The organism is Komagataeibacter sp. NFXK3, assembly GCF_054182245.1.
In genome coordinates this window covers 283,819-304,737 of the sequence record NZ_JAPIVJ010000002.1, presented here as the reverse complement: position 1 = coordinate 304,737, position 20,919 = coordinate 283,819, and the positions used below count along the sequence as shown (strand labels likewise).

Here is a 20,919-nt window from a genome sequence, read left to right as displayed (position 1 = left end):
CTTCACACTCCGACATAACGGGAAGAAAACAGGCGCGCGGGATCGATGACCGTCATGCTGCGCCCATCGGCCAGCCTGGCCTGCGGAAAGCCCGAGGGCGTAAGGGGGGTGGGTGTTGCGGTAATGTCCACCGTGCCGCCCGCCCTGCTGGCCAGCAGGGCGATGCGCCCGAGCGGAATGCTCGACACCGAGCGCAGCAGCAGCATGACACCGGGCTGCGCGAGTGCCATACCCCCAAGCAGCACCGACAGGTCGAACACGGTATAAAGGTCACCCTGATAGCCATGCACGCCGCGCACGCCGGGCGGGCAGTCGGGCCTGCGCGGCATGTCGCTCCACACCGGGTCGGTCACGCGCAGCACGGCATGCAGGTCCACCCCGCAGCACTGGCCCGCAAGGTCGAGCAGGACCAGCGGGCGCGCGGGCACGCCGGGGCCTTCGGTGTCGGCGCGAGCGGCCATGATGCGCGCGCGGTCGGCCAGTACGCGCCGCGCAAAGGCCTCGCGCCCCGCAAGGGGGGGGGCGGCAGGCGGCGGGCCGAAAAAACGCACCATCAGGACGGCACCTGCTGGGCACGAACCATGGCCTGGCGCGCGCCAGACGGCGCACCGGGCGGCTCATCAAGCTGGCGCACCAGCCGCAGCAGCCCGCCCGCGGTCAGGCCATCGCCATCAGGCAGGGGGGCATCGGGCGGGCAGCGGCTGGCGAGTTCCGTCATCTGCGCGCGGATGCGCGCAGCCTGCGCATGGCCGCCCGCATCTTCAAGCAGGCGGGCGAGGTAGCAGCGCGCCATGACGTGGTCGCGGCACAGATAGATGACCCGGCGGAACGATTCCTCGGCCTGCAGCAGGTTGCCGTGCCCCCATGCCAGCACGGCGAACAGGAAATGGATGCGCACGTCAACCGGGTGGCGGGCCAGGTGGTCGCGGCACATCTGCATGGCGCGCGCCACGTGCCCGCCATCAGCCACGCGGCGGATGGCGGCGGCCACGGGCGTGCTGTCGGACAACGACGCAGGAGGCGTGGCACGCGGGGTGCGGGGCACGGGCGGCGGCCGCGTTGCGGCCAGTGCCGCCTGTGCACCCCCCACGCATGGCGCGCGGAACGCCAGCGTGCCGGGCAGGCGCACGGTCTCGAGAAACGGCCTGAAATCGGAAACCGGCTCCGAATGCCCCAAAAGCAGCCAGCCCTCGGGCACGAGGCGCCCCGCCATGGCGTGCACCAGCCCCACCGCCTGCGCCTGCGCGAAATAGATCAGCACATTGCGGCACAGGATGAGGTCGAACGGACCGGCGGGGCCGCCATCGGGGCGCAGCAGGTCAAGGATGTTGCTGTAGCGGAAGGTGACCATGCGCCGGTACCCCTCATGCAGCCGCCACAGGCGCGCGCTGACGGGGGTGAACCATTCCGCGCGCTGCGCAGGCGCAATATCACGCAGGCTCCATGCGCTGAACGCGGCCTCGCGCGCCTGGTCAAGGGCGCGGGTGCTGATGTCGGTGCCCAGGATGTCGATCCGCCAGTCCGCCAGTTTCTGGCCTGCCTCATCGAGCAGGCGCGCCAGCACGATGGCGATGGAATAGGGCTCGGCCCCGTTGGCGCAGCCCACGCTCCAGATCCGCAGGTGCCGCGTGGCCTGCGCCCTGCGGATCAGCCGGGGCAGGATGGTGCGCTCAAGGGCCGCGAACTGCTCGGCATAGCGAAAGAAGAAGGTCTCCCCGATGGTGATGACCGATTCCAGCTCGCGCCATCCCGCATCGCCTCGCGCGCCGTCGGCCAGCAGGGCCAGGTAGTCATGGCAGGTGCGGCAGCCATGCAGGCGCATGCGCGCGCCCACCACCTCTTCAAGCAGGTCGGCCTTGTCCACGTAGTAATGCAGGCCGGTGCGCCGGGTCACGGCATTGACGAGCCTGCGAAACCCCGCTGGCGGAAAGGCGGCCGATCCGCTCACGGCGCGCCATCCGCTGCCGTGGTGGCGCCGGGGTCCGTCTGCGCCCAAAGGGCCGCGCGCGCGCGGGTGCGCTCGAGCAGGCTGTCGAGCCGCATGCGTTCACCATCGTCCAGGATGTCGGTCATGCGCAACATGAAGGCAGTGCTGCCATCCCCCAGTTCAAGTTCCTGCCCCGCACCCTCTGCTTCCGTGGCGCCTGCGTCAACCATGGCGGGGCTGCCCTTTGGGGGGTGCATGACATCAAGGGCCGCATCGACCAGCAGCGCGACACAGCCGCCGCCGGGCTGGTTGCACAAAAGCAGCGGGCGGTAGAGCAGATCAAGCGGCGCACGCACGGCGTGGGCGCGCACGCCAAGCAGCACGCCAAGGTCAAGCACCGCCACCATGGCACCCCCGAGCCGGAACCAGCCCGAAACATGCGGCACCGTCACCATGGGCGCGCGCAGGGCGGGCACGGGCATGCACTCGCGCACCACCAGGCCCGCGGGCAGGCCGTACTGCCGCTCCCCCACCCGAAAGACCATGACCGGCGGGGCTTCGGGGCGGGCCCGCCCCGTTGCCGTGGCCTGCTGTGGGCTGGTGTGATCCATTGCTCCGGCGCCCTTCGCTGTTTGCCATATGCACAAGGCAGAAGTTTGCATTTAATACAAGCCATCGCTACCTCGGGCAGGAATGCATTTCCTACAATCCGGGGAAGCCGCCCCTTGCCGGAGTCTTGTTTTGATGGACAGTTCCTTTTCCAGCCGTTCCCAGGACCGCACGCTGCCGCCTGACGCCACCCCTCCCGGCAGGCTGAACGGGCCGCGCATCGTGCGCATTGGCGTGTGGGCGGTGTTCTATTTCGCGTTCTACCTCGTGCAGCAGGTTTCAGAGCTGGTGGCGCCCCTGGTGCTGGTGCTGGGCATTGGCTGGAGCGCGCTGCCGCATGTGATCGGCATCGTCAACGGGGCGGCGGGCAGCGACCCGCAGGCGCGTGACATGATCGCCCATGTGGCCCACTCCATTCCTGACCATCTTGAGGTGGGATCGCATTTCCTCACGCCGTCCTCGCTGGTGTTTGACGGGTTGATGCTCATGGCGCTGGCGGCCCTGTGCGCAACGCTGTCGACCATCGCCGCGCGCACCATGTAACAAACGGACGGACCCGCCCTATGTTCCGCCTGCATGATGTCAGTTACGCCTATGGCGGCAGCCAGGCCGGCGTGGCTGCGCTGTCGCATGTCAGCCTTGACGTGGCGCAGGGCGAATTCCGCTGGCTGCTGGGGCCGTCGGGGGCGGGCAAGTCGTCGCTGCTGTCCATCCTGTCGCTGGAGGTGCAGGCCAGTTCCGGCATGGTCGAGATCCTGGGTGTGCCGGTCAGGCAGACGCGGCGCGCGGGGCTTGCGCGGCTGCGGCGGCGCATCGGGGCGGTGAAGCAGGATTTCGGCCTACTGCCCGACATGAGCGTGTTCGACAACGTGGCCCTGCCGCTGCGCCTGCAGCACCGCGCCGAGGCCGAAATTGCGCATGAGGTGCATGCCATCATGAAATGGGTCGGGCTGGAACACAGGCTCGATGCCCTGCCACCCCAGCTTTCGGGCGGCGAGCAGCAGCGCGTGGCCATTGCGCGGGCCGTGATCTACCGCCCGGCCCTGCTGGTGGCCGATGAGCCGACCAATGCCCTTGATGAGCGCCAGGCCGGCCGCCTGATGCGCATGTTCCACCGCCTGGCCGAACTGGGCACCACCATCGTGGTCGCCACCCATAACGATGCCATCGTGGCCAAGTACCCTGCGCCCACCATCGAGCTCCTCCACGGCCATCTCGTGCGGGATCACGGCTGATGGCCCGCCAGCGCTATCATGACGGGCTGGCCCTGCGGCAGGCGCTGCCGGGGCGGTTCCTGCCATTCCTTGTGGGCAGCATGGCTTTTCTTGCCGCACTCGCGCTGGCGGGCGGCATTGCCGCGCACAGCCTCTCGCAACGCTGGACCCACGGGGCAGGCGCTGTGACCACCGTGCAGGTGCCCGGCCCCACCGATCCCGCCACCACCATGGCCGCCATGGGCCAGATGCCCGCGACCCGCATCGACGCGGTGCTGGCCATCCTGGCCGCCACCCCCGGCATTACCGACACCCATCGCCTGAGCGATGCCGAACTGCGCGCGCTGCTCGCCCCATGGATCGAGCAGACCGGCGATGCCAGCCTGCCACTGCCTGCCGTGATCGAGCTGCACACCGCCCCGGGGCAGGACGTGGCGGCCAGCCTGCTGCCCCGGCTGCAGGCGCAGGCGCCGGGCGTGCTGATGGAGCATGACAGCGTATGGAGCGACCGGCTGGCAGCCCTTGCCGCCAGCCTGCAGGCCTGCGCGGGCCTGGCGGTGCTGGTGGTGATGACGGTGGCGGTGTGCGTGGTCATGGCCGCGACGCGGGCTGGGCTGCTCACGCGGCGGCAGGCCATCGGGCTGATCCATGCGCTGGGGGCGACCGACAGCTACATCTCGGGCCGGTTTGCCACGCGCGTGGGGCTGCTGGCGCTGTGGGGCGGGCTGTGCGGCAGCGTGCTGGCGCTGCCCATGCTGCTGGCTCTGTCGCAGCTCGCAGCGCCCTTCACCACCATGGGCGATGCGCCCGCTACCGCCCCCGACTGGCGCGACCTGCATGCATGGAGCGCCCTGTTGCCCCCTGCCCTGCTGTGGATGCTCGTGATCGTGCCACCCGCAGCCGGGCTGACCGGCTGGGCCACGACGCAACTGACCGTGCGGGCCTGGCTGCGCCGCCTGCCATGACACGCCTGCGCCGCCTGCTGCTGCCGGGCCTGCTGGGCCTTGCCGCGTGGTGCGCGGGGCTGGGCTGGTTCATTGTCGATGCCCGCCGCCCGGCCGCCGTGCCCCCGCATGCCGATGGCATCGTGGCGCTGACCGGCGGGCAGGGCCGCATCGAGCAGTCGCTGCAGTTACTGGCGCAGGGCTATGGGGACCGGCTGCTGATTTCGGGCGTGGACCGGCATGCAACGCTGGGTGATTTCCTGCGCCACCAGCCCCCTCCCGTGCCCCTGGCGCTGTGGATGCATACGACACTGGGCCACCGGGCCGCCTCCACGCTGGGCAATGCGGATGAAACCGCCGCATGGGTGCATGAATACGGCATGAAAAGCGTGATCGTGGTCACCGCAGGCTACCATATCCGCCGCGCCATGCTCGAGATCGCGCGCACCGTGCCCGGCGTGCGCCTGTATGGCTACCCCATCCGCTCGCCTGCCCTGCGCCACCCGCTGCATCCCGGCACGATCCGGCTCATGGTGGTGGAATATGACAAATGGCTGCTCGCCTGCCTTGACATCGCCCGCCTGACCCGCCCGCTGCACGGCATGCTCCACCATGCCGACACGCGGCCCATAGCCCCCATGGGGTAAGCGGGCGGCTTGTCGCAGGCCGCGTTTTCTGGTGTTAGGGTAGCGCTGAACCACCCCCGATGGACCTGTTAGCCCCATGACCGTACTGCGCGCCTTCGTGTTCAACCTGTATTTTGTCGTGCTGACCCTCGTGATGGGCATCGCGGCCTTCGCCATCCGGCTGTGCGGCAAAAAATACGCGCTGGCCTACGCCAAGCTGTGGACCGGGCTGACCCTGCGCGGACTGGAACGCATCTGCCGCATCGACATACAGGTGAGCGGGCTCGAGCACCTGCCGCCCGGCCCGTGCCTGCTGGCATGCCAGCACCAGTCCATGTTCGACACATTCGCGTGGATGAACATCGTGCCGCTGCCCACCTATGTCATGAAGCGCGAGCTTGAGCGCATTCCGCTCGTTGGCCCCATGCTGCGCCTGACCGGCATGATCGGCGTGGACCGTGATGGCGGGGCCAAAGCACTGCGCGCCCTGCTGGCCGAGGCCGACCGCGCGGCGAAGGAAGGGCGGCAGATCATCATCTTCCCCGAAGGCACGCGCACGCCGCCTGGCGCTGCGATAAAGCTGCAACCGGGCATTGCCGCCCTCTCGGCGCATACCGGCCTGCCGGTCATTCCGGTCGCGACCGATGCGGGGCTGCACTGGGGGCCAAAGGCACTGGTCAAGACGCCGGGCACCATTCACATCGTGGTGGGCAGGCCCCTGCCCGCAGGACTGAAGCGCGCGCAACTGCTGCCTGCCATTGGCAGCGCGTGGCAGGATCTGTGCACGCAGAACGGGCTGCCCGTGCCCAGCGCGGCCTCCCCGAGCGCATGACAGGGCCACGTCATACCTGGCCTGCGGCTCTCCTGACCTGAGCAAGCCTGCTTATGATGCGTATGGCTGTTCCTCGTTTGAAATCTGCCCGTGCCGCGGCATGCCGTTCGGTTATGGGGATGCCGGGTTCACGCACGCGCAGCTTCGCGCCAGATGGATTGCCCAGGGCTGCCCGTGGCATTCCACCATCATCGCCCCGCCAGCACGGCAGGATGCCCGGCGGCAGATGGTCCGGACCGGACTGATCGGGGCTGCGTAAAAAAAACCGCTGCCTGTCAGTCCGCCGTGGGGGAACTGCCCGCAAGCTGGCCGCGCAATGTTTCCACCTGCTGGCGCAGGTCCATGATTTCCTGCAACAGGTTCTCCACCGTGCGGTTGCCCGCGCGTTCCACCGCGTAAAGCGAGGTGAACAGCGACATGGCCTGCCGCACCACGGCGGCCTGCTCCTGGCCCAGCGCCTCAAGCCCGTCGCCTGCCGCATCCGGGGCCTGGCGGTCCATGAATTCACCCATCATGCGCTCGAGGTAGTCGGACACTTCGCCCTGCCTGCTGTCGCCATAACAGCGGATGAGCTGGCGCAGGAAGGCGACCGGCAGCATGGCACGACCGCGCGTTTCCTCCTCGAGCATCACCTGGGCGAGCACGCCGCGGGTAATGTCATCGCCGGTGCGGGCGTCGAGAATGACAAAGGCACGGTCGAGCTTGACCATGTCGATCAGGTTCTCGAGCGTGATGTATGCCGACACTTCGGTATCGTACAGCCGCCGGTTGGCATATTTCTTGATGACGACGGGAGCAGAAGAGACCGACACATGCCTTCCTTTCACATGGCGCGGGAACCGAGCCGAGGGGCCACGGCGCCCCGCGCGGACGCCCTGGCGTGAGGCGTGCCCCTTCCCTTTAGGGCATAACCCGCGCCCCGACCATGAGCCGTGTCATAAAACCTTCATTTCCGCCCTGGCAAAACGGCCTGTCCTGCCCCGCCGGAGCGCCACGCACAGGCTTTCCATGCCCGGCGCATTGCGTTCATGACGTATTATGTCAGAAACTGTCCTTTTCCTTGCGCAGCCTGCCCAGCGTCGCCACGTCGGGCGCGCGCAGGAAGGGATTGGTCGCACGCTCCTCATCGAGCCGGACAGGCAGGGTGGGCAGGCCCCGCGCCCGCAGGCTGGCGACCTCGGCCGCGCGCGCCTGCACGGCGGGGTTGCCGGGCTCGACATGCAGGGCGAAACGCGCATTTGACTGCGTATATTCATGCCCGCAGCACAGCAGCGTTTCACCGGGCAGGGCATCGATGCGGCGCAGCGAGGCGAACATGTCAGCCGGCGTGCCCTCGAACAGACGCCCGCAGCCCATGCTGAACAGCGTATCGCCACAGAACAGCGCAGGCCCCGTGGGGAAATAATACGATACCTCGCCCGCCGTGTGGCCCGGGGTTGCAATCACCTGCACCTGCTGCGTGCCAAACGCCACCACATCGCCATCGCGCACCGCGATATCGAGCGGCGGCAGGCGGTACGCATCCACCGCCGCCCCCACGATCCGCGCACCATAACGCTGGCGCAGCGCCTCGGCTGCGGCAATATGGTCGGCATGGTGGTGGGTGAGGAAGATCATGTCCAGCCGCCCGCCCGCTTCATCAATGGCGGCAACGAGCGGCGCTTCCTCGGCGGGGTCGATCATGCCAGCGGGGCCTGCCGGGCCATCATGCACGAACCAGGCGTAATTGTCCGACAGGATGGGAATCGCCCTGATCGAGAGTTTCCGTGCCATGACATGTCCCTCCATGTAACCTGATCTCCTGCCACGCCATGGGCATGGCATGCCCGCGTGCAGCCTGTTAGTGTAACACCCATGGGCGCCAACATGCACACCGCCGCAAGCTTTTATGCTTCCCGCCGGGGCCAGATGGCCGCCCGGCTGCTTGGCCAGCGCATGGCCGGATTCTGGCCCGAGGGGTCACGGGGGCACATGCTCGGGCTTGGCTATGCCCTGCCCTTCCTGCCGCTATGGGACCGGCCCGGGCAGCCCTGCTTCTCGGCCAGGCTCGACGCGCCTGTCACACGCGAGAGCGGGCCGTGGCAGGGGCGCGACTGCGTGGCCCGGGGCGACAGCCTGCCCTTTGATGACCTGAAATTCGACCGCATCCTGATGATCCACGCGCTTGAAACCAGCGAGGACAAGAACACCCTGCTGCGCCAGGTGTGGAAGATCCTCAAGGATGACGGCGCGCTGCTGCTCATCGTGCCCAACCGGGCCGGGCTGTGGGCGCATATGGACAATTCACCCTTCGGGCAGGGCACGCCCTTTTCGCGCCGCCAGATCGACCGCTGGCTGGCCAATGCCTGCTTCCGCGCCGAGCGCCATGAGGATGCCCTCTACATTCCCCCCGCCGGTCCATGCCCCTCGGGCCCCGCCACCATGGCGGAATGGACGGGGCGCACCCTCTTCCCCCGCCTTGGCGGCGTGTGCATGATCGAGGCGGTGAAGGACATCTATGCGGGCGTGCCCACCCGCCCGGCCACGATCATGCCCGCCGGGCTGCGGCTGCGGCCCGCGCGGCTGTTTTCACGCAGCATCGCCCACCGCCCGCGGGGTGGGAACACGCAGGATACTTGACCAATTTTGCGGGAATCTCCATGAACATTGTCCCATGTCGCTAATTCAATCCCTCAAGCTTGTCCTTGCCCCGCCGCACCCGGCTGCGCGCCCCTTCCTGCTCGCGTCCGGCGCGGGCGCCGTGATCGGGCGGCTGCTGCCGTGGCGGGCAACCAAGCTGCTTGGTACGGCCAGTGGCCTGTTCTTCGGGTTCTGCCTGTATTTCTTCCGTGACCCCGAGCGCGTCACCCCGGCCGAAGCCAACGTGGCCGTGGCCCCGGCGGATGGGCATATCGTCTCGATCGAGAAAGTGGCGCCGCCGCCGGAACTCGATATGGGCGATGCCCCGGTGTGGCGCATCGCCACCTTCCTGTCGGTGCTTGACGTGCATGTGAACCGCATGCCCATCGCGGGCACGGTCACGCGCGTGTCGTATCATGCGGGGCAGTTCCTTAATGCCAGCCTCGACAAGGCATCCGAGCTCAATGAGCGCAATGCCCTGCGCCTTACGCTCAAGGACGGGCGGCAGCTTGCCGTGGTGCAGATCGCGGGGCTGATCGCGCGCCGCATCCTGTGCGATGCGGAGGAAGGCATGCAGTATGAAACCGGCGAGCGCTTTGGCCTGATCCGCTTTGGCTCGCGCACCGACCTGTACCTGCCCGCCGACGTGGCCCCGCTTGTCGAGGTGGGCCAGACCATGATCGGCGGCGAGACCGTGATGGCGCGGCTTTAAGCGGTTATGGCAGTCCCCCCCCCCGCCAACCGGTCACGCCGCATCCGCAGGCTGAAAAAACGCCAGCGCCCCCGCGTGCGGGGCCTGTCGTTCAACCGGATGATCCCCAACCTCATGACCATGCTCGGCCTGTGCGCGGGGCTGACGGGCATGCGATTCGGGCTGGAGGGGCGGTTTGGCGGCGCGGCCACGGCCCTCCTGATTGCCGCATGCATCGACGGGCTTGACGGTCGCATCGCGCGGCTCCTGCGCGGCACCAGCCGCTTTGGCGCGGAGTTCGACAGCCTGTCCGACTTCCTGTGCTTCGGGGTGGCACCCGCCTTCGTGCTGTACCTGTGGGCACTGCACGAGGGGGGGCGGTTTGGCTACATTCCGTGCATCATGTTCACGGTCTGCATGGCGCTGCGGCTCGCCCGCTTCAACGCCAGCCTTGATGATGACGCCAACCAGCCTAAATACGCCGCCAATTTCTTTACCGGCGTGCCCGCGCCCGCGGGTGCGGGGCTGGCGCTGTTTCCGCTCTTTCTGGGGCTGGAGGCGCAGCGCCTGCACCTTGACTGGCTGTATGACCTCACCCGCGACCCGCTCATGCCCGCTCTGACGCTCAGCGGCACGGCCTTCCTGCTGGTATCGACGCTGCCGGTGTGGTCGTTCAAGAACTTCAAGGTGCCTTCGCCGTTCATCCTGCCCACCATGCTGGGCACGGGGGTCTATGCCGCCATCCTGATTGCCGAGCCATGGGGCGCGCTGGCTGCGGCGGGCGTGATCTACCTCCTGCTCCTGCCCATCAGCCGGCGCAGCTTTCACCGCCTGCGCCGCGCGGCGGAAGACCTGCAGGAAAGTGACGAGCCCGCGCCCCACAGCCCGGGCTGATACAGGGAAGGCGCCGCCTTTTTTCAACAGGGCGGCGTTTCCTGAAGCTTTTTGAAAAAAGCTTCACCAAAAACTTTTATCTTTTTACTTCAGGACTCTCCGGCAGCCTGCCAGCGCACCAGGGCTGTCAGGATTTCATCCGGCGCGGGCGGGCATCCGGGTAGCGACACGGTGGTGCGCGCCCGCACGCCCACGCCGCCCAGCACGGCGTAATTGCCGCCAAACAGCCCCCCATCCACCGCGCAGTCTCCCACCACGGCCAGCACGCGCGGACCAGGCATGGCCTGCCAGGCCAGTTCGACCACGGGCGCCATGCCCACCGTCAGGCTGCCGGTCAGCAGCAGCATGCCCGCCTGCCGGGGCGTGGGCACGAAGCGGATGGGGTGATTGCCCGCCAGCAGGGCGCGTGACAGGCTGGCCAGTTCAAGCGCGCAGCCGGTGCAGCCGCCACTTTCGATATGAAAGACATCCAGCGCCTCAAGTCGCGGCAGCGGCGTGCCTTCGGGCCAGAACAGGTGCAACTGCGCCATTACAGGTCCGCCCCGGTGGCTGACAGGCCCAGCGAGACCAGGATCAGCTCCACATCCTCACAGGCCGCGCCCGACAGGATCGTGGGCAATGCCTGCACCAGCGCCAGTGACGGGTCACCACACCACCAGGCCGCAACATGCCCCGCCTCAAGGCGCAGCCAGTGCCAGACCGGGCCTGCCGGGCCATCGGCCCGGCCCAGACCTTCTCCCCCTCCGCCTTCGACCTCCATGACAGGGCTTTCAGGCAAGGCTGCAAGCAGGGACAGGCTTTCCCCGATCTCGCTCAGGCGGGCATCAAGCCGGTCGGTCACATCGCCCTGCCCCCTTTCCGCCGCCCGCGCGTTACAGCCCATGATGCCCCAGCGGGCAGCCGTTGCGGCTGATAGCACGCCCTTGCCACGCGCCTGCGCCGCAAGGCCACGGGGCCGCCAGAACAGCCGGTACAGGGCGGTGTGCCCTGCTACCAGCGTGGCCAGTTGCGTGTCATCCATACGCGGCTTCAGGGCGGCCGGGGGCGGGATGACATCGAACAGCAGGCGCCGCCCGCACAGATCCCGGCAGGCCTGCCGCACCTGCTCCAGCATGGTGGCGGCCAGGGTGGCGCTGCGTCCATCGCCCAGCATCGCGCCGGCCTGTGCCAGCACATCCAGATGGGTGGCAATCCGTTCCACATGACCCAGCATCACGCCTGCCGCCACGCCCTGCGCGGGCATGGGGGTGCCGGTGGCGTTGTGCAGGGCACGGGCAAAGGCAAGCTGGTGCGCGACGGTCGCTGTTGCATCAATCCGGGCGACCAGCCTGACTGCCTGCTGTGGCGCAAGCCCCCGCAGCCGCGCGGCCAGACCCCGATGCGCGTAGCCCATGCAGGGCTGCACTGCCACAATGCGCTCGCCCGGCAGGCCGAGCCGCAGATGGAACGGGGCGCGAAAATTCCCTTCCGCCGGACCATGACCCAGCACTGTGCCGCCTGCCTGCATCACTGCCGGTCCATCAATGAACTCCCGCCCCTCCGGCAGGCCGGGCGTGGGGGCGGGATGGGCCGCCAGCGGGGTTGCCACCGGCCACCGGCCCTGATCCAGCCACGGATCGCACCGCCCCCCGATGACCGGAATGCCCCACAGCTCATGGATGATGCGCTCGGGCGCCTGGGCCCCCACCCGCACGGGCGACAGGGCGGGATAGCCATCGGGTGATACCGCAACGCTGGCAACCAGCGGGGTTGGGCCATGGCGGAACAGGGCATGCACCTGCACGCCGTCAGACCATAGCCCCAGCAGGGGCAGGTCGGCCGCGCGCAACCCCGCGATCATGGCCTGCCACGCATCAGCCTCCAGCACAAAGCGCCCGGCGCAGGGCGTGGGGGCACCGTGCCGAATGAGGGCTGCGACATCCGCGCTCATGCCAGCACCATCCCGCCACGCAGGGCCAGCGCCAGCACCATGCAGCCCAGTGCCAGCGCCAGACCTGCCCGCGCCCGTGCCGCCGGGTCCGGTTCTGTCCCGGCAGGCGCAGCACCGGTGAACACTGGCCACAGGCAGGCCCCGGCCAGAAGGGCCACCCCCGGCGTGGCCTCCATCTCGGCCAGCAGCAGCAGGGCCAGCGCCACCCCCGGCAGGAAAGGTGGCCACAACAGGCCCGGAGCCCCGGCCCCGCGCCCGGCCCCGCCACCACAGGCCAGCGCCAGCAGGCAGGCCGCAAGCGGCAGGGATGCCGTGGCAGAAGGCAGCCCCGCAGCCAGCACGGCGCAGCCCGACCAGTCCACACCGCCTGAAGGTGCGCGGAACCGGGGCAGGAGAGACCACAGCAGGCACACGCCGCCCAGAAAGGTCAGCGCGGCATGAAGGGCAGGCCACGTTATCGCCGCCTGAGCCAGCACTGCCGTCGTGGCCAGCAGCGCCATCTGCCCCTCTGGCGCCCCCGCCGGGCGCTCCTTGCCCGACAGCACGCCACAGGCCAGCAGCAGCCCGCCTGCCAGCAGCACTGCACCGGCCTGCTCCTGCCGTGCGCCCCACCCGGCCTGCAGCACGAACAGCCCGCCCTGCGCCATGACCAGCCCCCCCAGCCCCACGCGCAGCGCGGTCCAGTCGCCCTGCCTGCCCAAGGCGAGATGCACGCCCAGCCCCAGCCCGATGAACATGACCAGCAGATCGCACCGCCCGCATGACAGGGCCAGCGTGGCATTGCCTGCCAGGAGAAAGGGCCCAAGCCCCGCCATGCCGCCTGCTTCCCGCGCCACAGTTTCCGGCATGAAAACACGCACGCACAGCGCCAGCGCCGGGCTGGCCAGCATCAGCGCCTGCACCATGGTGTGGGCAGGCTGGCAGCCAACAGCGCACACCCCCATGAGCAGCACGGCCAGCAGGCCACGCAACGCCTGTGAGCCGCCGGTTGCCAGCAGGGCAGTAAACGCCAGCACCATCCAGCCCGCCACCAGGCTGATGAAAAGAGCGGGCGACATCATGATGCTGACCCTCCGGACCGGCGCGCGCGCAGCAGCATGAGGTTGAGGGCCGCTGCCGCCACGAGTGTTTCCGCCATGACCAGCGGGCTATCGGCCAGCCCCGCCAGCAGCATGACGCCATCAAGCCCGCAGGCCAGCCCCGCGCACAGGGCGGGAGCCGCCCGCGCAATGCACGCGCCCCACACCCCGCACATGATGGCGGATAACCCCGCCAGGCCCATGAGCCGCCCTGTCATGCCGCCGGGCATGCCGGGCACGATCACCTGCGCCAGCACCGCAACACAGACCAGCCCACCGGCAAGGCGCAGGCCAGTGCGCTCACGCGGGCCTGCCTGCCCGTACAGGAGTTGCAGGCCCAGCAGGCCGACCATCCCCGCCTGCGCCACCGCCAGCAGGCATGCGACCCCCACCCTGCCCTGTGCCCATTGCCACAGCCACACGCATGCCGCCGCAAGCCCCGCATGCCAGGCGAGGCCGCCGCCCCGCCCCCCGGAGCCCGAAAGCGACAGGATCACCACCATGCCCAGCAACAGCACCAGCATGCTCAATCCGCCCCCCGGCCCGCAAACAGCAGCACCCCGGCCATCAGCGCGCATAACAGGGCAAGCCCGGCCCGCCAGCCCGCATGCTGCCTGCCCGCCGCGACCACGAACACCCGCAGCCCCGCAACACACCCGCACGCCAGCAGCATATGCCCGGCCCACACCCCCATTGCCCCCAGCAGCGACACACCCCGCCATGACCGGGCCATGAGATCGGGCTCCACGATCGCTTCGGGCCAGACCAGATCACGCGCCACCATCATCCACACCACCGCCAGCAGGTCACGTGCATACAGCGCCACCGCGCGGTCGGGGCCTGCCAGATCCTCCAGCATGGTGGCAAACAGGCGTAATGCCGCGCCATCGCTTTCCTCCACCCCCGCCAGCACCAGTGCAGCCGCCACCAGCGCCAGCGGCACGCGCACCACGTTCATATCCGCCACATGCGCCTGCCGCACCAGCCCCGCCAGCGTGCCATCGGGCAGGCACAGCCCCAGCACCACGCACACCAGCAGCAGCACGGGCTGGATCATGATGCCCATGCACGCCGCCTTCAGCCCCGCATGGCCGGGCCGGGCCAGCCCTGCCGCAAGCGCCGTGACCACAAGGGCCAGAAACGCCATTTCCAGCAACCCGCCCACGATCAGCAGGTCCGACAGGTCGCTGCCGGGCAGGCCGATGCAAAACGAAGGCACCAGCCCTGCCGCAGCCAGGCCTGCCGCAAGGCCCAGCCAGGGCGCCACCGCCGTAACCTGCGCGCCCGCCGCCGAGCGCACCCCCGCCTGCCGCCATGCATGGCGCAGCACGCGCCAGTGGGCCAGCGGGGCGGGCGGGCGGCGCTCGCCTTCCATGCAGGCTGCCATCCAGCGCAGCAGGGCAATCCAGACCGGCGCCATCAGTGCAACCAGCGCCATGTGCCAGCCCGCCAGCAACAGCGCCTGCATGCGTGCTGCAAGGAACGGTGCCATCATCCCTGCCCCCGCCACGCAATGAACATGAGCGCCCCTACGCAGGCCGCCAACAGCACTACCGGCCCCGGCACCCGCCGCCAGCATGCTGCGCCTGCCACCCGGCCCGCGCCCACCCGCACGAGCCTGCGCGCCAGCCGCAGGCCATGCGCGTAATCGCGCACGAAATACTGCCGCGCCGGTGCGGCCGCGACCAAATCGAGCAGCATGCGCGCGGGGTTGCCCGGCCCCACCTGCGTGAGCGGATCACCAAATACCATCCACGGTGGCACCCCGGGCGCACCCTGCTGCCACCCTGCCACCTGCCGCGTGGGCGCGCGGCAGGCCAGCCAACGCACCACCGCCACAACGCCCCCCACCAGCGCTACAAACAGGCACAGGCGGGGGGGATGCAGGGCTGCGCCCCCATCGGGCGATGTCAGGGCAACCACCGCAAGGCCGGACCATCCGCCAGTCCCTCCCGCGCCCTGCATCAATGCCAGCCACCAGCCGGGCCAGATGGAAACCAGCACGATCGGCAACCCTGCCACCAGCACGGCCCACTGCTCCCGCGCGGGCGGGTCCGCCGCCCCCGCGCCGCGCGGCGTGCGCGGCCTGCCACACAGCATGACTGCCACAATGCGCACAAGGGCGAGCATGCGCACCGCCCAGCCCACGCCCAGCACGGCCAGAGCCAGCAGCAGTGGCGCCTCGCCCGCCAGCCCGCCCGCATGCGGCATGGAGGCCAGCAGGCGCAGCAGCATCCAGATAATGGAAAACCCCAGCAGCGGCGGCAGCCCGCTTTCGGCCAGCAGCGCCAGCGCAAACAGCGCGGACAGGCGCGGCATGAGCACCCCAAGCCCGCCCAGCCTGCCCAGCGAGAGCGCGCCCGCCTCGCGTTCCATCACATCAAGCGCGCGGGCGCCCAGCACGCCAGCAAGCAGCAGCCCCGCCACCAGCAGGTAGGTGCGCTGGGCGCAAGCGGCCATGCCCGGCAGGTCATCGGCGCGCGCCAGCAGCATGAGGCCCGCGAGCGTGATAATGATGGCCCCCGTGCCGCCCGCCAGCCCGGTCAGGACCCGGCGCGCATCAGGAGCCCGCAGCGCCCGCCACGAGGCGGTCATGTAAAACAGGCACCCCGCCACGATCAGCACGCCCCCCCAGCGCATGTCGGCCGCCGCCGTGCCCGCGGGCAGGCGCGCCCACAGGCTCATGGCGGCGATCATCGCGGCGATATCGGCCATGTGGAACGGCCGCAGGCCACGCGGGGCCACGCGCAGGGAGAACGAAAGCCCCAGCAGCCCCCGCGTGGCCAGCCAGCACAGCCCCGGCAGCAGATAATCGACCTGACCGGGCGACCGGCTGCCTGCCGCCAGCAGCAGCAGGGCCATCATGTCGGGCGCGTGCCGCCTGCCTGCCTGTGTGGTGCGGCACAGCGCCAGCAGGACCCACCCCGCCCCGATGGATGACACGATGCCCCCCCCGATTACCACAAGGGCCGCGCCAAAGCTGGCCGAACAGTCACGCGGGGTGCGGGCCAAAGCTGCGACAAGCCCGAGCGGCACCAGCAGCATCACATCGGGGCCACCAGCAAAAACGCCCGGCCATGCCACCACCCCGCCGGGCAGGGCACACCCGTGCGAACAGGCCATGGCCATGCCGCACACCACCAGCCAGCCCGCCGCCAGCGCGGGCCTTGCCCAGCGCGCCTGCCGCGGCAGGCCGACGCACAAAGCAGTTGCCAGCCCTACCACAAGCAGGGCAACGACAAGGATGACAGGAATGATGATGGCCCTCCGGCTTGCTCCCGGCTGGCCGGGTGGATCAGATCATGGCCGGCGGCCCCTTGCGGCGCGGCGGCGCGATGCTCCATCAATCTCCGCCAGACCGTCGCGCGTCAAGATGATCGCGGTTGCGCTGGCGGTTTCATGCGGGCAGCACGCTGACCGACCATCATGTCATGCGGCTCCTCTCGCCACGACACGGCGGGCGGCCCACGCATGGCGAGACATCGCCCCCAGCGGTGCCGGTCTCTAAAGCAGGCACATGCCACGCCCGCACAGGCCCGCCCGGCCACGATACCGACCGGCGGCACGTCTCCGTGGCCGACATGTTCTCTCGCAGTGCTCTTTGGGCATGGAAGGGTTCAGGTTTTGCGGGCACTTTACTTTCATGGCGGGCCGCATGTCACGGTGACCGGGCCGGTTCATTCCGGCCATGCCTGCGCATGGATGCCCATGACCGGACAGGCGCGACTTGGTCGGTTCATGAATAGGTTTGTGGCGGATATATAAAATTTTGGTTTGTTCAGCCTGATCGGCCTGCTCTGCGCCCTTGCCCCCTGGGGTGCGCGCCCTGGCTTAACAGCCCGTTTGCGCGTTTTCTGAATCTTGGCCCGCTGGTAACCGTGGTTCTTGCTTTCTTTTACTACAGGCGGGGCCTCAATGCCTTGACGGAGAAGGCAACCGGAGCCTTCAGTGGGCTTGGCGGATCATTCGCATCTTCAATGGCTGATGAATTAACAAAGCGGATTCATGATTCCGTATCATTGGGGTTCGGTTTCTATGTCTGCACCCTGACCGCGATCATCATCGCCGTCTCCGGGATGAAAAGCAGAAACGACTGATACAACCTGCAATGGCATAAGCATAAGGCTGTGCAGGCACGATCTGTACAGCCTTATCCTGCATTCCATATCGTGCAAATGAGTAAAGACATGCGCCTCAATACCAGACATATCCGCAGCCTGATGTTCGCCCTGCCCGTTGTCGCCCTTTCCGCCTGTGGTGACAAAGCCCCTGAGCCACAGGACCTCAAGCAGGTCGCGCAGGAGTATATCAATCAGAAATTCAGCTATGACAAACCCGTCGTGACCGAAGTCAGGGATAGCGCCTTCGCTGACGAGAACAAGAAAATTTTTAAATGCCATATTGTCATGCAGTTCCCCAACCAAGCCACTGATGAACGTGTTCAGTTTTTCAGGCAGGATGACAAGAAGCAGTGGGTTGCATCAGACCAGTAAACTGGCCATCACGCTTACTGCCCATAGAGCATAATAATAAATAAAGTTTTCAAACGCCGCCTTTATTAAAGTAAAGACGGCGTTTTATTTATCCAGACCTGCGGGCCTGTCAGATCATGGCCAGCGGTTCCTTGCGGCGCGGCGGGGCGATGGCGGCGTCAATCTCGGCAAGATCATCGCGCGTCAGGGTAATTTCGGTTGCGGCAAGGTTTTCGTGCTGGTGCTTCGGGCTGCCTGCCTTGGGTATGGCCAGCACGTTCTCCTGCCGCAGCACCCATGCCAGCGCAATCTGGGCGGGGCTTGCCGGGCCGAGCGAGGTCTTGTGCCGTGCAGCCACCCGGCCCAGCACCGGCGCACGCAGCAGGTCACCGCCCTGCCCCAGTGGCGAATAGGCCATGGTTACGATGCCCGCTTCACGGTCACGTGCCAGCAGGTCGAATTCCGCACCGCGGTAGTCGAGGCTGTACAGCACCTGATTGGCGGCGCACGGCGTGGTGGCCTTTATGCTTTCCACCTCGCGCATGGCGTCGGTATCGAAATTGGAAACACCCCAGCTACCGATCAGGTCCGCTGCCACCAGGTCATCAAAGCCTGCTATGGTTTCCTCCAGCGGCTCGCTGCCTTCCCAGTGCAGCAGGTAGAGGTCGAGATATTCGGTGCCCAGCCGTTTGAGCGAGGCCTCGCACGCGCGGCGCACGCCCTTGCGCGAGGCGTTCGAGGGCAGCACCTTGCTGACCAGGAACACATCATCGCGCCGCCCTCGTATCGCCTCGCCCACCAGTTTTTCCGACCGGCCAGAGCCATACATCTCCGCGGTGTCGACAACGCGGATACCGGCCTCGAGCCCTGCATGGATGCTTTTTATTTCATCCGCACGGCGGCTGTCGCTGTCCCCCATGTTCCATGTGCCCATGCCAAGGGCCGGGACGGTGGTGCCGTTGGGGAAAGTGACCGTTTTCATACGCAACCTGCCTTTCGTCCATGCCGCGCGGGATTGCCCCGCGCGATGGTGCCTATTTGCGACGCGCCCAGCCTTTTGGCTGCTGTTGCCAGTAGCTCAGCTCATGCCCGGCCTCGCGCCACGCCACCCAGCGCGCGCGCGCGCCCGCCACGGCGACCTCGTCATGGCCATCGAACAGGTCGAACACCCGCTCGAAGGGAGAAAGATCGGGCATTTCCACCCCATCGAGCAGGAAGGCGAAGGTTGCGCCATTGGGCACGTCCTCGCCCTCCGTCAGCCAGATGGGCTGCCATTCCCCGTGCCCCATGGCCTTTGTGCCATGGGGCAGCCACAACGGGTTGGCGGAACGCCATAGCCCGTCATCGAGTTCGGTCACCCGCTCGGCCGTGCCACAGCGGATGACCGCGCGCCTGCTGGCCGCAAGCGTGCGGCCAAGCAGCGCGGGCAGTACTTCCACCGCCTTGGAACGCGTCAGGTGATAGAAGCCGATCTGCGCCATGGAGTTCCCTGTCCTGCCCTGTCCTGCCACGCGGGGCAGGCATTACCCCTCGTAATGCGTGCTGACCAGACGGTCGAGCAGGCGCACGCCAAAGCCGGTCGCCCCTTTGGGCGCGTGCGAGGTGGCGCCGGAGGAAAACACAGTGCCCGCAATGTCGAGATGCGCCCAGGGCACTTCGTTGACAAAACATTCAAGGAACTTGGCTGCCGTGATCGACCCGCCGGGGCGGCCGCCGATGTTCTTGAGGTCGGCAATGTCCGAGCGCAGCAGTTCAAGGTAGGCGGCATCGAGCGGCATGCGCCACAGCTTCTCGCCCGTCGCCTCGCCCGTGCCGGACAGGTGGCCTGCCAGTTCATCATTGTTCGAGAACAGGCCCGCGCGTTCCACGCCAAGACTGACCACGATCGCACCGGTAAGGGTTGCGAGGTTGACCATGAAGCGCGGCTTGAAGCGGTCCTGCGTGTACCACAGCACATCGGCCAGCACGAGGCGGCCTTCGGCATCGGTGTTGAGCACCTCCACCGTCTGGCCTGCCGCCGTGCGCACCACATCACCGGGGCGCTGGGCATTGCCGGACAGCATGTTCTCCACCAGCCCCACCACGCCCACGGCGTTGACCCTGGCCTTGCGCCCGGCCAGGGCGGCCATGGTGCCAACCACGGCGGCGGCACCGCCCATGTCGGTCTTCATCTCGTCCATGCCGGCGGCGGGCTTGATCGAGATGCCGCCGGAGTCAAACGTGACCCCCTTGCCCACGAAGGCCACCGGGGCTTCGCCTTCCATGCCGCCATTCCAGCGCATGATGACGGTGCGGGGCGGCGCATCGCTGCCCTGGGCCACGCCAAGCAGCGCGCCAAAGCCCAGCTTGTGCATGGCGTCGCGGTCGAGCACCTCCACTTCCACGCCAAGGTCGCGCAGGGCGAGGATGCGCTGCTCGAATTCCGGCGGGCGCAGCATGTTGGCGGGCTCGGATACGAGGTCACGGCACAGGAACACGCCCCGCGCCACCGCCAGCAGCGGCTGCCACGCGGCCTGCGCCGCTGCGGGGTCTGCTGCCAGCACGCTCACTTTTACCAGCCTGTCGGCCTCGCCCTTGCGCGGGGTGGTGCGATACGAATCGAAGCGGTAGCTGCCCAGAACGGCGCCGAGTGCGGCATGGGCGGCAAGGCCGGGGGAGAGGCTGTCGGCCACGATCGCGCCCTGCGCGCCACCCTGCGCCAGGGTGCGTGCGGCGGCAACGCCCGCGCGTTCGGCCCCGGTCGCGCACAGCTCGCCCATCGCACCCAGCCCGACAAGGATCACGCGGTCATAGCCTGCGCCGGGTGCCAGCACCACGCAGGTCTTGGCCAGCTCGAAGCCAAAGCGGGCGGCACGGGCGGCACGGGCCAGCGCCCCGCCGGTGGCGGCATCGATCTGGGCAAACAGGCCCGCGGGCGCCGTGCCGGAGGGCGCGAGGATGGCGATCGTGCCGCCGGCAGGCGCCGTGGCATCGGAAAAGGCAATATCGAGCATGGGGGTCACGGGGCTCCGCTTTGACAAAGGGTGGATGAACGGCACGAAACCCTGCCCCGCCCCATGCGGGAAAAGGCCGGTTTTTCGCC

24 protein-coding genes are annotated in these 20,919 nt (G+C 68.3%); 10 read left to right on the top strand and 14 right to left on the bottom strand.

Features of this window, described 5'->3' with window-relative positions; genetic code table 11:
* Positions 1 to 2: 2 nt before the first annotated feature.
* Genes OQZ28_RS03595 through OQZ28_RS03585 form a run of 3 tightly spaced genes read right to left on the bottom strand, consistent with a single transcriptional unit; the run spans position 3 to position 2,538 of the window.
* The gene (locus OQZ28_RS03595) at positions 3 to 554 is read right to left on the bottom strand and encodes a chemotaxis protein CheW (protein ID WP_458135165.1); all 552 of its coding nucleotides are present in this window, start codon (positions 552 to 554) and stop codon (positions 3 to 5) included.
* Positions 554 to 1,948, bottom strand: a complete 1,395-nt coding sequence (locus tag OQZ28_RS03590; RefSeq protein WP_458135164.1) for a CheR family methyltransferase — start codon at positions 1,946 to 1,948, stop codon at positions 554 to 556. Before OQZ28_RS03590 ends, OQZ28_RS03595 begins: the two co-directional genes overlap by 1 nt.
* Complete coding sequence (locus tag OQZ28_RS03585; protein ID WP_130730589.1) at positions 1,945 to 2,538, bottom strand: chemotaxis protein CheW; 594 nt, start codon at positions 2,536 to 2,538, stop codon at positions 1,945 to 1,947. The genes OQZ28_RS03590 and OQZ28_RS03585 overlap by 4 nt, the downstream gene beginning before the upstream one ends.
* A gap of 133 nt (positions 2,539 to 2,671) precedes the next feature.
* Between OQZ28_RS03585 and OQZ28_RS03580 the strand changes: the two genes are divergently transcribed.
* The 6 genes from OQZ28_RS03580 to OQZ28_RS03555 all read left to right on the top strand — a co-directional run bounded on the left by OQZ28_RS03580 (position 2,672) and on the right by OQZ28_RS03555 (position 6,411).
* On the top strand, positions 2,672 to 3,079 hold the full coding sequence (locus OQZ28_RS03580; protein ID WP_130730590.1) for a hypothetical protein: 408 nt from the start codon (positions 2,672 to 2,674) through the stop codon (positions 3,077 to 3,079).
* Positions 3,080 to 3,099: 20 nt separating this feature from the next.
* On the top strand, positions 3,100 to 3,771 hold the full coding sequence (locus OQZ28_RS03575) for a cell division ATP-binding protein FtsE (RefSeq protein WP_130730591.1): 672 nt from the start codon (positions 3,100 to 3,102) through the stop codon (positions 3,769 to 3,771).
* On the top strand, positions 3,771 to 4,715 hold the full coding sequence (locus OQZ28_RS03570) for a cell division protein FtsX (protein ID WP_458135163.1): 945 nt from the start codon (positions 3,771 to 3,773) through the stop codon (positions 4,713 to 4,715). The genes OQZ28_RS03575 and OQZ28_RS03570 overlap by 1 nt, the downstream gene beginning before the upstream one ends.
* Complete coding sequence (locus tag OQZ28_RS03565) at positions 4,712 to 5,341, top strand: YdcF family protein (protein ID WP_458135162.1); 630 nt, start codon at positions 4,712 to 4,714, stop codon at positions 5,339 to 5,341. Before OQZ28_RS03570 ends, OQZ28_RS03565 begins: the two co-directional genes overlap by 4 nt.
* A gap of 76 nt (positions 5,342 to 5,417) precedes the next feature.
* A complete protein-coding gene (locus OQZ28_RS03560) occupies positions 5,418 to 6,152 on the top strand; it encodes a lysophospholipid acyltransferase family protein (protein ID WP_458135161.1) in 735 nt (244 codons plus the stop codon).
* A 100-nt stretch (positions 6,153 to 6,252) separates the two neighbouring features.
* Positions 6,253 to 6,411, top strand: coding sequence for a hypothetical protein (locus OQZ28_RS03555; RefSeq protein WP_458135160.1), 159 nt, complete (start codon positions 6,253 to 6,255; stop codon positions 6,409 to 6,411).
* A gap of 16 nt (positions 6,412 to 6,427) precedes the next feature.
* Here OQZ28_RS03555 and phaR read toward each other — a convergent pair whose 3' ends face one another.
* Positions 6,428 to 6,964: a polyhydroxyalkanoate synthesis repressor PhaR gene (gene phaR, locus OQZ28_RS03550; protein WP_130730595.1), complete on the bottom strand. Its 537-nt coding sequence runs from the start codon at positions 6,962 to 6,964 to the stop codon at positions 6,428 to 6,430.
* Positions 6,965 to 7,193: 229 nt separating this feature from the next.
* Positions 7,194 to 7,925, bottom strand: a complete 732-nt coding sequence (gloB, locus tag OQZ28_RS03545) for a hydroxyacylglutathione hydrolase (protein WP_130730605.1) — start codon at positions 7,923 to 7,925, stop codon at positions 7,194 to 7,196.
* Between the two features lie 93 nt (positions 7,926 to 8,018).
* On the opposite strand from gloB, the gene OQZ28_RS03540 reads away from it, so the two are divergent.
* The 3 genes from OQZ28_RS03540 to OQZ28_RS03530 are packed head-to-tail and all read left to right on the top strand — an operon-like array spanning position 8,019 to position 10,356.
* On the top strand, positions 8,019 to 8,771 hold the full coding sequence (locus OQZ28_RS03540) for a methyltransferase domain-containing protein (RefSeq protein ID WP_458135239.1): 753 nt from the start codon (positions 8,019 to 8,021) through the stop codon (positions 8,769 to 8,771).
* Positions 8,772 to 8,805: 34 nt separating this feature from the next.
* Positions 8,806 to 9,483, top strand: coding sequence for a phosphatidylserine decarboxylase (locus OQZ28_RS03535; protein ID WP_130730596.1), 678 nt, complete (start codon positions 8,806 to 8,808; stop codon positions 9,481 to 9,483).
* 6 nt (positions 9,484 to 9,489) lie between these two features.
* Positions 9,490 to 10,356 (top strand): CDP-alcohol phosphatidyltransferase family protein, encoded by an 867-nt coding sequence (locus tag OQZ28_RS03530; RefSeq protein WP_458135159.1) that lies wholly within the window; start codon positions 9,490 to 9,492, stop codon positions 10,354 to 10,356.
* An 89-nt stretch (positions 10,357 to 10,445) separates the two neighbouring features.
* Here the strand turns inward: OQZ28_RS03530 and OQZ28_RS03525 are convergent, their stop codons facing one another.
* The 6 genes from OQZ28_RS03525 to OQZ28_RS03500 are packed head-to-tail and all read right to left on the bottom strand — an operon-like array spanning position 10,446 to position 16,569.
* Positions 10,446 to 10,886 (bottom strand): NADH-quinone oxidoreductase subunit B family protein, encoded by a 441-nt coding sequence (locus tag OQZ28_RS03525; protein WP_130730261.1) that lies wholly within the window; start codon positions 10,884 to 10,886, stop codon positions 10,446 to 10,448.
* Positions 10,886 to 12,286: an NADH-quinone oxidoreductase gene (locus OQZ28_RS03520; RefSeq protein WP_458135158.1), complete on the bottom strand. Its 1,401-nt coding sequence runs from the start codon at positions 12,284 to 12,286 to the stop codon at positions 10,886 to 10,888. The genes OQZ28_RS03525 and OQZ28_RS03520 overlap by 1 nt, the downstream gene beginning before the upstream one ends.
* Positions 12,283 to 13,347, bottom strand: coding sequence for a hypothetical protein (locus tag OQZ28_RS03515; protein ID WP_458135157.1), 1,065 nt, complete (start codon positions 13,345 to 13,347; stop codon positions 12,283 to 12,285). The genes OQZ28_RS03520 and OQZ28_RS03515 overlap by 4 nt, the downstream gene beginning before the upstream one ends.
* Complete coding sequence (locus OQZ28_RS03510) at positions 13,344 to 13,889, bottom strand: hypothetical protein (RefSeq protein ID WP_130730264.1); 546 nt, start codon at positions 13,887 to 13,889, stop codon at positions 13,344 to 13,346. The genes OQZ28_RS03515 and OQZ28_RS03510 overlap by 4 nt, the downstream gene beginning before the upstream one ends.
* Before the next feature lie 2 nt (positions 13,890 to 13,891).
* On the bottom strand, positions 13,892 to 14,860 hold the full coding sequence (locus OQZ28_RS03505; RefSeq protein WP_458135156.1) for a hypothetical protein: 969 nt from the start codon (positions 14,858 to 14,860) through the stop codon (positions 13,892 to 13,894).
* Positions 14,857 to 16,569, bottom strand: a complete 1,713-nt coding sequence (locus tag OQZ28_RS03500) for a hypothetical protein (RefSeq protein WP_458135155.1) — start codon at positions 16,567 to 16,569, stop codon at positions 14,857 to 14,859. The genes OQZ28_RS03505 and OQZ28_RS03500 overlap by 4 nt, the downstream gene beginning before the upstream one ends.
* A gap of 983 nt (positions 16,570 to 17,552) precedes the next feature.
* On the opposite strand from OQZ28_RS03500, the gene OQZ28_RS03495 reads away from it, so the two are divergent.
* On the top strand, positions 17,553 to 17,858 hold the full coding sequence (locus OQZ28_RS03495) for a hypothetical protein (RefSeq protein WP_458135154.1): 306 nt from the start codon (positions 17,553 to 17,555) through the stop codon (positions 17,856 to 17,858).
* 109 nt (positions 17,859 to 17,967) lie between these two features.
* Here the strand turns inward: OQZ28_RS03495 and OQZ28_RS03490 are convergent, their stop codons facing one another.
* Genes OQZ28_RS03490 through OQZ28_RS03480 form a run of 3 tightly spaced genes read right to left on the bottom strand, consistent with a single transcriptional unit; the run spans position 17,968 to position 20,830 of the window.
* Complete coding sequence (locus tag OQZ28_RS03490) at positions 17,968 to 18,819, bottom strand: aldo/keto reductase (protein WP_458135153.1); 852 nt, start codon at positions 18,817 to 18,819, stop codon at positions 17,968 to 17,970.
* Positions 18,820 to 18,871: 52 nt separating this feature from the next.
* Positions 18,872 to 19,318, bottom strand: coding sequence for a DNA polymerase III subunit chi (locus OQZ28_RS03485; RefSeq protein ID WP_458135152.1), 447 nt, complete (start codon positions 19,316 to 19,318; stop codon positions 18,872 to 18,874).
* 42 nt (positions 19,319 to 19,360) lie between these two features.
* Positions 19,361 to 20,830, bottom strand: a complete 1,470-nt coding sequence (locus tag OQZ28_RS03480; RefSeq protein WP_458135151.1) for a leucyl aminopeptidase — start codon at positions 20,828 to 20,830, stop codon at positions 19,361 to 19,363.
* Positions 20,831 to 20,919 lie beyond the last annotated feature (89 nt).

Excerpts from the sequence above, each read along its gene's own strand:
- OQZ28_RS03595 (WP_458135165.1), bottom strand. The coding sequence starts at position 554 with ATGGTGCGTTTTTTCGGCCCGCCGCCTGCCGCCCCCCCCCTTGCGGGG.
- OQZ28_RS03535 (WP_130730596.1), top strand. The coding sequence starts at position 8,806 with ATGTCGCTAATTCAATCCCTCAAGCTTGTCCTTGCCCCGCCGCACCCG.
- OQZ28_RS03525 (WP_130730261.1), bottom strand. The coding sequence starts at position 10,886 with ATGGCGCAGTTGCACCTGTTCTGGCCCGAAGGCACGCCGCTGCCGCGA.
- OQZ28_RS03480 (WP_458135151.1), bottom strand. The coding sequence starts at position 20,830 with ATGCTCGATATTGCCTTTTCCGATGCCACGGCGCCTGCCGGCGGCACG.
- OQZ28_RS03530 (WP_458135159.1), top strand. The coding sequence starts at position 9,490 with ATGGCAGTCCCCCCCCCCGCCAACCGGTCACGCCGCATCCGCAGGCTG.
- OQZ28_RS03495 (WP_458135154.1), top strand. The coding sequence starts at position 17,553 with ATGCGCCTCAATACCAGACATATCCGCAGCCTGATGTTCGCCCTGCCC.
- OQZ28_RS03580 (WP_130730590.1), top strand. The coding sequence starts at position 2,672 with ATGGACAGTTCCTTTTCCAGCCGTTCCCAGGACCGCACGCTGCCGCCT.
- OQZ28_RS03560 (WP_458135161.1), top strand. The coding sequence starts at position 5,418 with ATGACCGTACTGCGCGCCTTCGTGTTCAACCTGTATTTTGTCGTGCTG.
- OQZ28_RS03490 (WP_458135153.1), bottom strand. The coding sequence starts at position 18,819 with ATGAAAACGGTCACTTTCCCCAACGGCACCACCGTCCCGGCCCTTGGC.
- OQZ28_RS03485 (WP_458135152.1), bottom strand. The coding sequence starts at position 19,318 with ATGGCGCAGATCGGCTTCTATCACCTGACGCGTTCCAAGGCGGTGGAA.
- OQZ28_RS03575 (WP_130730591.1), top strand. The coding sequence starts at position 3,100 with ATGTTCCGCCTGCATGATGTCAGTTACGCCTATGGCGGCAGCCAGGCC.
- OQZ28_RS03515 (WP_458135157.1), bottom strand. The coding sequence starts at position 13,347 with ATGATGTCGCCCGCTCTTTTCATCAGCCTGGTGGCGGGCTGGATGGTG.
- OQZ28_RS03565 (WP_458135162.1), top strand. The coding sequence starts at position 4,712 with ATGACACGCCTGCGCCGCCTGCTGCTGCCGGGCCTGCTGGGCCTTGCC.
- OQZ28_RS03520 (WP_458135158.1), bottom strand. The coding sequence starts at position 12,286 with ATGAGCGCGGATGTCGCAGCCCTCATTCGGCACGGTGCCCCCACGCCC.
- OQZ28_RS03540 (WP_458135239.1), top strand. The coding sequence starts at position 8,019 with ATGCACACCGCCGCAAGCTTTTATGCTTCCCGCCGGGGCCAGATGGCC.
- OQZ28_RS03510 (WP_130730264.1), bottom strand. The coding sequence starts at position 13,889 with ATGCTGGTGCTGTTGCTGGGCATGGTGGTGATCCTGTCGCTTTCGGGC.
- OQZ28_RS03505 (WP_458135156.1), bottom strand. The coding sequence starts at position 14,860 with ATGATGGCACCGTTCCTTGCAGCACGCATGCAGGCGCTGTTGCTGGCG.
- OQZ28_RS03555 (WP_458135160.1), top strand. The coding sequence starts at position 6,253 with ATGCCGTTCGGTTATGGGGATGCCGGGTTCACGCACGCGCAGCTTCGC.
- OQZ28_RS03570 (WP_458135163.1), top strand. The coding sequence starts at position 3,771 with ATGGCCCGCCAGCGCTATCATGACGGGCTGGCCCTGCGGCAGGCGCTG.
- OQZ28_RS03585 (WP_130730589.1), bottom strand. The coding sequence starts at position 2,538 with ATGGATCACACCAGCCCACAGCAGGCCACGGCAACGGGGCGGGCCCGC.
- gloB (WP_130730605.1), bottom strand. The coding sequence starts at position 7,925 with ATGGCACGGAAACTCTCGATCAGGGCGATTCCCATCCTGTCGGACAAT.